The organism is Bacillus cereus group sp. BfR-BA-01356 (assembly GCF_022663635.1).
Taxonomy (GTDB): Bacteria; Bacillota; Bacilli; order Bacillales; family Bacillaceae_G; genus Bacillus_A; species Bacillus_A cereus.
The window spans coordinates 1-12140 of sequence record NZ_JAKUFX010000062.1 but is presented as its reverse complement, the minus strand read 5'-3'; the positions used below and the strand labels follow the sequence as shown (position 1 = coordinate 12140).

Here is a 12140-nt window from a genome sequence, read left to right as displayed (position 1 = left end):
TATGAACGATTTTGCGGGAGAGCTTGCTAGAGAATTACAAAGATATGCAAATGTTGTGGAAGAAGAATTAACAAATGCACAAGAAGATGTAGCTGATATCGCTGTAGATAAGTTAAGACAAAATAGTCCTAAAAAAACAGGTGGTTATCGAAAAGGCTGGCGCAAGAAAAAAGTTGATAAAGCTGTTGTTATCCATAATACAAAAGGGCAATTGACGCATCTTTTAGAAAATGGTCATGCGAAAGCTGATGGTGGACGAGTACCAGAGAAAGTACATATTCGTCCAGTTGAAGAGTATGTAATTGATGAATTGCCAAAACGTATTGAAAGGGCAATTGAATCATGACAGTAACATTAGGAGAATTTATAAAAATTCTTGAAGCTACAGGTTATCCTGTGGCTTATTCGCATTTCACAGCAACACCTGGTAATCCAGTTCCGGAGCCGCCTTATATTTGTTTTCTTGTGGATGGTTCAGCAAATTTAATGGCTGATAACAAGGTCTATCACAAGATAAATGATGTAAATATCGAACTTTATACCACAAAAAAGGACTTGGTTGCAGAAGCCAAGCTGGAAAAGGTCCTAGACGATCATGAAATACCTTATGACTCGTATGGGATTTTTATTGAATCTGAGAAATTATTTCAAAAAACATATGAAACGAGGTTGTTGTAAATGAATGAAAACAAGGTAACATTCGGTTTGAAAAATGTACATTACGTGCCATTTGATATTAAAGATTTCTTAGTTACATTTGGGACACCAATTCCATTACCTGGTGGAGTTGAACTAACATTTGAGCCACGCGGTGATTTAATTGAATTCTATGCCGATGACATGCTTTATTACGCGGCAAGTAATAATCAGGGTTACGATGGAACATTAAGTATTGCTACTATCCCAGAAAAATTTGCTATTGATGCACTCGGTGAAGAATTAGACGAAACGGATGGTGTATTAAATGAATTGGCTGATGCAAAAGGAAAACCATTCGCTTTATTATTTGAGTTTGATGGTGACGTGAATGCAACTCGACATGTTATGTATAACTGTTCAGCAAGTCGTCCAACACTTGCATCTAAAACAAAAACAAGTTCGGCTGAACCAAATACAAATGAACTGAAGTTTGTTTCTAGCCCAATTGTTTTAGTACCTGGTGGAAGACCAATGGTTAAAACGAAAACGACTGCTAAAACAACACAAGCAATTTATAACGACTGGTACAAAAAAGTATATGTAAAAACACCAGCAGCACCAAAAGGAGCGTAATAGTAAATGGAAAAGACAATTACAATAGACGGAAAACAAGTCCGATTAAAAAGTACAGCAGCTACTATTAAACGATATAAAGCGCAATTCAGACGTGATTTATTTGCTGATATGTTTAAGTTAGGGATTTTGTCTCCTTCAAATCCTCAAGAGGGTTCACTAGCCACTATTGATTTAGCAAATGCAGATTTAAGTAAGCTAGATTTTGAAGTTGTATATGATTTAGTTTGGTTATATGCGAAAACAGCAAATCCAGAAATTGATGATCCAATTACATGGTTAGACGGTTTTGATGAATTCCCTATCTCAGAGATTATTCCAGAAATTATGGATATGATTCAAAGTACGATGGGCGCAAAAAAAAAATAAAGAAAAGTAATGGAGAGCAAGAGGCGTTCAGTGATGAAGAATTAACCACTGATACGTTCCTTGCTCTTTGTTATAAAGCGAAATTAACACATTGGGATTTGGAAATTATGACGATCGGTGATTGTTTTGATTACATTTCTGAATTCGCTGAAATGGAGAATCCAGATAAAGAAAAAATTAGAAAAGCAAATCAAAAAGACTTCGATTCATTCTAAGAAAGGAGTGAGAAAATGGCAGGAAGAATTAAAGGTATTACGATTGAAATTAATGGTAACACTCAACCGTTACAAAACGCTCTAAAAGATGTTAATAAACAAAGCGATTCTTTAGCTAAAGAATTAAAAGATGTGGAGCGTTTGTTAAAGTTTGATCCTGGTAATGTGGAAGCATTAGCGCAAAAACAACAGTTACTTACACAACAGATTGAGAATACAACGCAAAAGCTAGATAAGTTGAAAGCAGCGGAACAACAAGTACAAGCTCAATTTCAAAACGGTAAAATTTCTGAAGAACAATATCGTGCATTCAGACGTGAAATTGAATTTACAGAAGGATCGCTTAATGGTCTGAAAAATAAACTCGGAAACATGAAAGCTGAACAAGAGAATGTAGCGAGTTCTACAAGGCAATTAGAAACATTGTTTAGAGCTACAGGAAAAAGCGTTGATGATTTTTCAGGCGCATTAGGTAATCGTCTTGTACATGCAATTAAAAGTGGATCGGCTACAAGTCGACAGTTAGAACAAGCAATCGGTCTGATTGGTCGTGAAGCTTTAGGAACTGAAGCTGATATTGAAAAGTTACAACGTGCGCTACGATCTGTCGATGCTGGAAATTCAATTCAACAAGTTCGAAATGAGCTGAGAGATTTACAACAAGAAGCTGAGAGAACAGAGAAGAAGTTTGAAGGGCTCCAAGTAGGACTTGAAAACGTCATTGGTGGAATGGCAGCTGGTGGCGGTATTGCTAGTGCAGTTGAAAAAGCAATGGATATGTCGAAATTGAAAACTAAGATTGATATCACTTTTGATGTCCCAGAGTCTTCGAAAAAATCAGTGGAAGAAGCGATTAGAGGTGTTAGTACCTATGGTATTGACGCTGAAGAAGCATTAGAAGGTGTTCGCCGACAATGGGCATTAAATAAGGATGCTTCTGATGAAACAAATGCCGCTGTGGTTAAAGGGGCAGCGACAATTGCAGCATCCTATGCTGGAATTGATTTTAATGAACTTATACAAGAAACCAATGAGATTGGTGCAACCTTAGGCATTACGAACGAGGAAGCATTGGGATTAGTTAATACATTATTAAAAACAGGATTTCCACCAGAACAATTAGATATTATCGCAGAATATGGGGAGCAGATGGTTCAAGCTGGGTTTTCGGCTAAAGAAGTCCAAGGAATCATGTCAGCAGGAGTAGATACTAAAAGTTGGAATATTGATAACCTATTGGATAAATGATTGTCCCTATGAGTGGCGACATTCATAGAAAACTCCTTTAATTCAGTGGAACTCTCAAAAGAGACAATACTGAGCGAAGCCTTTAACAAAGGAACGTGCAACGACTAGCTGAAAAGCGTAGGGTGTAAGCTGATGACATCCGAAATGGGGAGCATCTTATATAAAAGATGATGATATAGTCTGGTCTGTATAGTGATGTACAGAAGTTCATAAGAGAACTGGCAGGATGTTGCGAATCCTGTTGAACATATCGGGTGTAAAAGAAGGTCGTATTAAAATGGCCGAATTTGGTGCGGGTGTAGATAAATCTATGCAAGCGGTTTTAGATAAAACAAAAATCTCGGCGGATCAGTTTGAAAAATGGGGTCAGGCAATTGCTGGCGGTGGTGAAAATGGACAAAAGGCTATGCTTGAGGCAACTAAGGCTTTAGCTGGTGTTGAAAATGCAACAGACAGAAATGTACTTGGCACGAAGATGTTCGGTACTCTTTGGGAAGACCAAGGGAAGAAAATCATCGATACCATTTTGAAAGCGGAAGGTAAACAAGTCGATTTAAAAAAAGGAGTAGAAGACTTACAAGGTGCTACTTCTAAAATAGATGCATCTCCAGCGGTTAAATTTCAACAAGCAATGCAAGATTTACAAGTTGCTCTTCAGCCTGTTCTTGCAGTTATAGCAGATCTTGTCTCTAAATTCGCTGAATGGATTTCTAATAATCCTGAATTAGCAGCAACGTTAACAGCGATTGCTGTTGCTATTGGTGTCATTTCTGGCGCGGTTATGGCTCTTGCTCCGATCGTTATGGCGGTCATGAGTTTGTTTAGTATTGGAGCGGCTGCAGCAGCAGGAATTGTTGCTGGTATTCCTCTTATCATAGCCGCTATAGCAGCTATAGGAATTGCCATCTATAAAAACTGGGATGATATCCAAAAATGGACCATCGAAGTTTGGAATTCCATTATAGAATTTCTAACAGGAATTTGGGAGGGAATATCCCAATGGGCAACTGAAATGTGGGAAAGTATGAGTGAATCTACTTCTTCAGCTTGGAATGCCATTAAAGAATTTTTAACAGAACTATGGAATGGAATCGTGGAGTCTCTATCTGAAACATGGAATTCGATTGTTGAAACGACTACGGAAACATGGAATGCTATCGTGGAGTATTTGACTGGAATTTGGGATGGAGTAGTTGAAACACTATCAGAAGTTTGGAATAGTATCAGCCAAACCACTTCTGAAGTGTGGACGGCGATTAGTGAGTTCTTCCAAGAAACTTGGAATGGATTAGTTGCCTTTCTAACTCCTATTTTACAGGGGATTGCTGATTTCTTCTCTATGATTTGGAATGGCATTTCCACAGTGATTCAAACTGTATGGGATTTTATTACTCAATACTTACAAGCAATTTGGACGGCTATTTTATACTTTGCTACGCCAATATTTGAAAGTATCAAGAATTTCATTTCTGAATGTTGGAATACCATTAGTTCTACTACAAGTTTTGTATGGGAAACAATTAAGAATTTCTTAGTTTCCTGTTGGAATGGACTTGTAGCGTTTGTTATGCCGATTTTTGAAAAAATCAAGTCCTGGATTATTGCTGTGTGGGATACAATCAGTTCAGCAACGATGTCTGTATGGAATGCTGTTAAGAATTTCTTACAATCATGCTGGAACGGGTTAGTAGCTTTTGTAACGCCAATATTCACCTCAATAAAAGATTGGATTGTGAATACATGGAATACGATTAGTTCCACAACAAGTGCAGTGTGGAATACGATTAAAAGCTATCTATCTAGCTTATGGAACGCAATTGTTTCCACAGCAAGTTCTGTATTCAATAGCATCAAAGAAGCCATTTCAACGGTTTGGAACATGATTAGTAGCACAAGCAGTAGTATTTGGAATGGTATTAAATCTACACTTTCAAACATTTGGGAAGGTATAAAGTCAACCGCATCTTCTGTCTGGAATGGATTAAAAGAAGCCATTATGATTCCTGTTCGTTGGGTGACAAATGCGGTTAGTGGAGCATTTGAAGGCATGAAATCAGCAGTATTAGGCGTATGGGATGGTATTAAAAGTGGTATTCGTACAGCTATCAATGGAATTATTCGTATCATAAATAAATTTATAGATGGCTTTAATACACCAGCAGAATTATTAAACAATATACCAGGAGTTAGCGCGCCGACTATCCCACATGTACCTATGCTTGCTAAAGGCGGGAAGCCTGTCGGTGATGGCTCTTTCATAACTGGTGAAGCTGGTCCTGAGCTCTTTACTAAGAGAGGGAATTCAATTACAGTTACGCCGTTATCTTCAAAAGAAAGATCTCTCGGTATCACTGGAACTATGAATCAACTAATGAGTGATATGAGCCGGATGATGGCTAGTTCAATGAGTCAATTATCAGGGTTAAAGAGTGTTATGAGTGGTGTGTATGGAAATATGTCAAATAGTAGACAAGCTATGGCAGCTGGTGTTGCGAATCAAGTGATTAATTATTCTTCAGGATCACCTGGCGGTGGAGTCATTCCAATGCTTGGTGGAGATTTAGTTATTGAAGTGCCTGTTAATTTAGAAGGAAGAGACGTGGCACGCGGTACTTATCGCTATACAACCGAATATCAAGAAAGAGAAGCAAAAAGAAACTCAGACTTTTAGGTTTGGGTTTCTTTTATTTTATAAAGAAATGGGGTGACAGTATGAGTTCTTTTACATTTAACAATATACGCAAAGATTTTGTTCAAATAGAAAAGGGATGGAAAAGACCAGCGTGGGCGCCGTTAAAACGGAAATTTCTAAGTGTTCCAGGTTATCCAGGTGCAAGATTATTAACGACAGAAACTGAAATGCGAGTTTTACCTGTTCCGGTCGGAATTATTGTTCCTGATGGATCTGACCTAGAAACATTAAAAGAAGAAATAGCAGAGTGGTTAATTACAGAAAAACCTGTTGAATTAGTCTTTGATGTAACACCTGATAGGACATACCTGGCGGTTATTGATGAAGATTTTGATCCTGAGGATTTTGTTACTTTAGGTAAAGGTACTTTGAATTTTGTTTGTCCAATGCCATATAAGTTAGGACCTACTAAAACAGTAGAATTTGAAATGGATGGGCGTGGGTTAATAGCAAATGTTCAAAACAAAGGAAGTGTAGAATCCAATCCAATTATAGAGGTTGAAGTGACAAAGCCTTCTACATTTCTTGATGTATGGAATGGAACGAATTATTTTCGCATTGGATATCCATTGAAAGCAGACCAAGTTCCAGTTGAAAGAAATCAACGTGTGTTATGGGACGAGATGGGGACAACCATAGGATGGACGGATGTTCCTAAAACAGAAGATATGACAGGTGGAGGAAAGTTTAAATCGGATGGATACCGTTTTATGGCTGAATATCTAGGCGAGCCTACAGTAAAAGGATGGCATGGTTGCATAGCCAAAAAGAATATTCCGCAAGGACCTTTACAGGATTTTATCATGCAAGCATATGTACGCATTAATAGTCATCATTGGGATCAAATGGGGCGTGTGGAAATCGGTCTTCTTGATGAAAATAGTGATTATGTAGCTCGTATATCGATGAGTGATGTTCAATGGGAAGCCGAGCAAAACAGCGGATTCGCTTCTGTTGGTAATAGTAAAAAACCAGGTGGACAGGTATTCATTAATGAACATGGAGATCATCCGGATACTTGGACTAATTTTAGAGGGCGATTATGGCTTGCTAGGACCGGTAATAGATGGGAAGCGTATATTTCTAAGTTTATATTAGGTACTGAAATCGATGATGCTGAAAGGTTCGTTGTCTGGTTTGATGAAAATAACGTCAATATGAATAAAGTCACTCAAGTACAAATCAGTATTTCTCAATTCTCTAATAACATGTTTTGTTCGGAAATGTCTATTGACGATTTGAAAATTTGGAAGGTTAACATGAATACACAAAATAATCCGCCTTATATCTTTGATGTTGGTGACAAAGTAGTTATTGATACTGAGCGAAGTCTTGTAACGATAAATGGTAAAAGTGCTATTAATCTAAAAGATATATTTAGTGACTATCCTGTTATTCATAAGAGTTCTAATAAACTAGAAATCATGCCTTCTACTGTCGGAACAGCCAAAGTAACGTATAGGGAGCGATTTAGATGAGAACACCAAGCGGAATTTTACATGTTGTTGATTTTAAAACGAGTCAAATCGTTTCCAATATACAACCAAAAGATTATTGGGACGATAAGCGACATTGGGAGATAAAAAATAACATTGATACTTTAGAGTTTAAAGTATTTGATAATACAGATCATGCAGCGACACTCATGCAGCAAAATTTAGTTTTAAAAGAAGTTCGTGATGGTCGCATTGTTCCATATGTAATTACTGAAGCTGAAAAAGATTCAGATGATAGATCGGTCATTGCTTATGCATCAGGTGAATGGATTCAACTCGCGAAAGCTGGCATTATCAATCCACAGAAGATTGTAGGTAAAACAGTCAATGAGTTTATCGATATAGCTCTTGTGGGTACGAAGTGGAAAAGAGGAAAAACAGAATACGCTGGCTTCCACACTATGACGATTGATGAATTCATAGATCCACTGAAATTTTTAAAAGACATTGCTTCCTTATTCGATTTAGAAATTCAATATCGCGCGGAAGTTGTAGGGTCTCAAATTGTTGGTCGTTATGTAGATATGGTGAAAAAACGAGGACGTGATACAGGCAAAGAAGTAACTCTTGGTAAAGATTTGATGGGCATCAAACGAATTGAGAATTCCCAAAACATCTGTACAGCTCTATTAGGGTTCGTAAAAAAAGAAGGTGGAGACTTTATAACCATATCTAGTATTAATAATGGTGTTCCTTATCTTGTAGACAATGATGCATTTCAGCGATGGAATGAACGAGGACAACATAAATTTGGCTTTTATACACCAGAAACAGAAGAAGATATAACACCACAACGTCTTTTAACTCTTATGAAAACAGAACTAGCCAAACGAATAAATACATCCTATATATATGAAGTTCAAGCACAAAGTATAGGTCGTGTATTTGGACTAGCTCATGAGCTGATTAATGAGGGGGATACAATCCGAATAAAAGATACAGGGTTTACACCAAAGCTTTATTTAGAAGCAAGAGCAGTTGCTGGTGACGAGTCATTTACTGATCCTTCACAAGATAAATATGTATTCGGAGATTATCGCGAAATTACTGATCCAAACGAAGAATTAAGGAAGTTATACAATAAAATTCGCACTTCTCTTTGGGATCACCAAGAAATCCTTAATCAGCTAGATGAGTTGGTTAAAGAAACTGCTGAAAAAGCAAACGATGCTCAAAAAGAATCTGAATCTGCTAAGAAACTTGCTGAAAAGGTCCAGGAAAATCTAAAAAATAATACGGTGAATATTATTGAAGCTAAAAATCCACCGACCGATAATCTTATAGTAGGTAAGACATTATGGCGAGACATTAGCTTTGGTAAACCTGGTATTTTAAAAGTGTGGAACGGTAAAGATTGGGAGCTCCTTATTCCTGATGTAGAGTCAGTAAAGGAAGAAACACTGAAACAGGTTAATAAAGATATTCAGCTCACAAAAGAAGAATTAAACAAAAAAGTGGAAGAAGCGCAAAAGGAGACTGCTGGACAATTTAATGGGGTAACAGAAAGCCTTCAAGAAGTTACGAGAACTATATCTTCTGTACAAAATTCGCAGGGGGAAATAGATAAAAAAGTTACGAGCTTACAGCAGACTAACGAAGGATTCAATAAATCTATTGAATCATTAAAACGAGAAAATGGTGAAATCAATAATAAACTAAATACAGTTGAAGATACAGTTGAAGGTACAAAACAAACCATTGCCGATGTGAAGCAAACAACAAATGATTTAACAAAAACAACAAATGAAATAAAGAATACTGCGACTTCAAATAAGCAGACCATTGAACAATTACAAACCGATATGAGTAACATTTCTGTAGGTTCAATTAATCTAGCAAGCGATTCAGAAACAGGGTTAAACAAGCAAAATATGACCGGAACATGGTCAGACGGTAAGCAAATGACTCTTTCCAATAAGGTTAATTACAGAAACAAAACGTTTACTATCTCCTTCTTATTTACTGGGAAAATGACGAAACTCAATGCAAATCCTTGGTTTGGCGTGGAAACTGCAATAACTTATACAGATGGAGAGCAAGAATGGAAATCTGTACGTGCAGACTCACAATTAAAGATTAATGTAGATTATAAGGACGAGCCTCTAACTGTTACATTCAAAACAAAAGATAAGGATGTAACTCAAATTAGGTTTTATTACTCTGGACGCAATATTGATGGTAATTTAAACTCACATCATGCGAAATTGGAAGAGGGGAACATAAGAACTACATGGCAGCCTGCTAATGATGAAGTTACTTCTAAAGAAACGTTCACGAAAAAAACAACTGAGATTGAGCAAAGTGTGAATGGAATCAAAGAAAGTATTAAAACGGTAGAAAAAACACAAACCTCTTTTAATGAACGTGTTAACACTGTAGAAAAGAATGCAGAAGGAACAACTGCAAGTGTTAAGAAATTACAAGAAACACAAACCAATCAAGGGAAAACGCTTAGTGAGGCTACTACAACAATAGGTCAACATTCTGAAGCATTGAAGTTAACGATGAAAAAGAAAGATGTTGAGGACTATGTTGGTGGATTGGGTTCCATAAATGATCTAAGGAACGCTTCATTCGCTCAGGGCTTCAAGTATTGGTCACAAAATGGTAATAGTGCTGTTATTGAATCTTCTGTAACATATAGAGGCTATACAACGGCTAAATTACATGTGGCTGGATTGAATGAAGATAAATGGTATAGCCTTCATCAAACGATAGATGTAACTGCTGGTGAAGACATTGTAGCTTCGGGTTACTTTATGTCAAATAACATAGGACAAGGTTTCGTGTTAGAAATTGAGTATCTAAATGCCCAAGGTAGCCGAGTTTCACAATCATCAATTGGTATCGATGTAACTGCGAATTCTAATTGGATTAGGGCTGTTATTTCCGGAACAGTTCCGGCTGGAGCTGTTAAAGCACGTTATAAACCGTGGGTGAGAAGAAATGGAACCTTATGGATTGCGTTACCTATGTTGCAGCGTGGTAAAGTAGCTACAGAATTTTGGTTACATCCGAAAGATCAAACTGATGTTGATAAAATGATGGAAGATATCGCTAATAAAGTAGCTACCGAAAAATACAATCAGAAAGTTACAGAGTTAGAAAGAAGTATTAGTGCTAATGAAAAAGGTGTTTCAATCATCTCTGGAAAACAAGAAACGTTTATAAATGAGACTTATAAAGCTTATGTAACAAAAACAGAATCTAGGTTAGAAGTATTAGATGAAGGGATCTTAGCACAAATTTTAAAAGACGGTATCATTACTTCCATCAATATGTCACCTGGTAAGATTACAATCGATGCTGAGAAACTGAATATTAATGCCGATACAATGGTGAAATGGTTAACTGCAAAAGGCATTGATACAAATCTTATTAGAATTAACGGTGACAAGATAACCATTGATAAAAATGGTGTAACTGTTAAAATGCTAGACTTCCTATTCCAAGACGAATGGGGAACAAAAACAACTGCGGTATCAAGACGAAACCTAATAGCAGATCCCGACTTTTCTAGTGTTACAAAGAAAAACATTGGGAATGCAGATTATTATGGATTTGAAGGTGGATATGGCCTTACTTGGAAGTCCTGGGGAAATGTCGTAATAGAAAAGAATACACATATATTCGACTACGAGCAAATGGTGAATGCTGCAAGGGTAGATATGTATAACTATCCAGAAGCAATCGTGAGTAATGGGATACATCCTGGAAATGAATACACATTATCTGCTCATTTTAGAACAGCAATGATAAATGGGGTACGTAAAACAGGGAAGCCGCGTTTACAAGTATGCTGCGTTACATTCCGAGACAATGTAAGTTACGATACATGGCATGAACAAAAAATGGATTTTCCTGAACCGTCTACCTATTATGGAGAAATCAGAAGATACTCTTTCACTTTCAAAGTGCCGACAAATTATATTCCGCAACAGCACGCATTAATTATTAAGGTTTGTTCTGGAAATGCTGACATGAGACAAGGGACAGCGGTTTGTGTATCGGGTGTAACGCTATACAGTGGTAAATATGCATCTATGTATAACTGGGATCGAGCGGCAGCAGAAAGGGCTGATGGTCTTCAACCGTTTAATAGAATTGCTATAGGCGGTGTAAATAACAACATAGGTCCAGCTGATCATGGGCAGACCTTTGATATAAGCACAGAAAAGGATGTATTCATAAATCAACCTATTCTAACGCAGGGAATAAATTTAGGGCGGAATAAAATGGGCCAAGCTGGATCCATTCGTTTCTTTGATGGCGGTCAAGGCTATGGGTTTTATTTTATGGGAATGGCAGGACAATGGTACAAGCTACCTAACGTTTAGGAGGAAAATATATGGATGATTACAAAGATTTACAAGGTTATCCCTTACAAGTGGGGCAAGGTGCTCCGTTTGCTGGTAGGTTAGTAGATTCAGAAAGAAACGAAAAAGGAGTACTTGTGCGAATTCCTTTTGATATGCTAAACAATGCCGGTTTATATGGCGCAAATAAAGTAGAGGTGTGGGGGGAAACGGATGGAACAATACATTTCCGTGTTGCAACAAGATGCGAAGTATGTAAACGTGGTGCGCGTTTGTATGAATTAGAAACGGGTTTTGGGAAAAAGAATATTTGTTTAGAGTGTTATACATCATATACAGGGAATTATCCATCTCAAGAACCGCCAACACCAACTAATGAAAATAACACACAAACAAAGCAGGAGCAGCAATAGCTGGTCTTTTTTTCTGTGAAAAGACTTGAATTAACATTCCAAACTTCATATTTACTATAGGGAGCAGTAACCTTGATATGCGTATCTAGTGACTTAAAAAAGGCATAAATAAATAAGCC

Annotated in this window: 9 protein-coding genes; all 9 read left to right on the top strand. The window is 37.2% G+C overall.

What is annotated here, in order from left to right; all coding sequences use genetic code 11:
* The first annotated feature begins 1 nt into the window (after position 1).
* On the top strand, positions 2-346 hold the full coding sequence (locus MR168_RS19345) for an HK97 gp10 family phage protein (protein ID WP_000997538.1): 345 nt from the start codon (positions 2-4) through the stop codon (positions 344-346).
* A complete protein-coding gene (locus MR168_RS19340; protein WP_000219079.1) occupies positions 343-678 on the top strand; it encodes a hypothetical protein in 336 nt (111 codons plus the stop codon). The genes MR168_RS19345 and MR168_RS19340 overlap by 4 nt, the downstream gene beginning before the upstream one ends.
* Positions 679-1272 carry a major tail protein gene (locus MR168_RS19335; RefSeq protein ID WP_001004918.1) on the top strand — a complete coding sequence of 198 codons (594 nt, stop codon included), beginning with the start codon at positions 679-681 and terminating at the stop codon, positions 1270-1272.
* Positions 1273-1278: 6 nt separating this feature from the next.
* Positions 1279-1641 carry a hypothetical protein gene (locus tag MR168_RS19330; protein WP_242291452.1) on the top strand — a complete coding sequence of 121 codons (363 nt, stop codon included), beginning with the start codon at positions 1279-1281 and terminating at the stop codon, positions 1639-1641.
* A gap of 230 nt (positions 1642-1871) precedes the next feature.
* Positions 1872-3104 (top strand): phage tail tape measure protein, encoded by a 1233-nt coding sequence (locus MR168_RS19325; RefSeq protein ID WP_242291451.1) that lies wholly within the window; start codon positions 1872-1874, stop codon positions 3102-3104.
* Between the two features lie 277 nt (positions 3105-3381).
* On the top strand, positions 3382-5775 hold the full coding sequence (locus MR168_RS19320; RefSeq protein ID WP_236093409.1) for a phage tail protein: 2394 nt from the start codon (positions 3382-3384) through the stop codon (positions 5773-5775).
* 41 nt (positions 5776-5816) lie between these two features.
* The gene (locus tag MR168_RS19315) at positions 5817-7274 is read left to right on the top strand and encodes a distal tail protein Dit (RefSeq protein WP_153579211.1); all 1458 of its coding nucleotides are present in this window, start codon (positions 5817-5819) and stop codon (positions 7272-7274) included.
* Positions 7271-11629: a phage tail spike protein gene (locus tag MR168_RS19310; protein WP_086412594.1), complete on the top strand. Its 4359-nt coding sequence runs from the start codon at positions 7271-7273 to the stop codon at positions 11627-11629. The genes MR168_RS19315 and MR168_RS19310 overlap by 4 nt, the downstream gene beginning before the upstream one ends.
* An 11-nt stretch (positions 11630-11640) precedes the next feature.
* The gene (locus tag MR168_RS19305; RefSeq protein WP_086411945.1) at positions 11641-12021 is read left to right on the top strand and encodes a hypothetical protein; all 381 of its coding nucleotides are present in this window, start codon (positions 11641-11643) and stop codon (positions 12019-12021) included.
* The last annotated feature ends 119 nt before the right edge of the window (positions 12022-12140 follow it).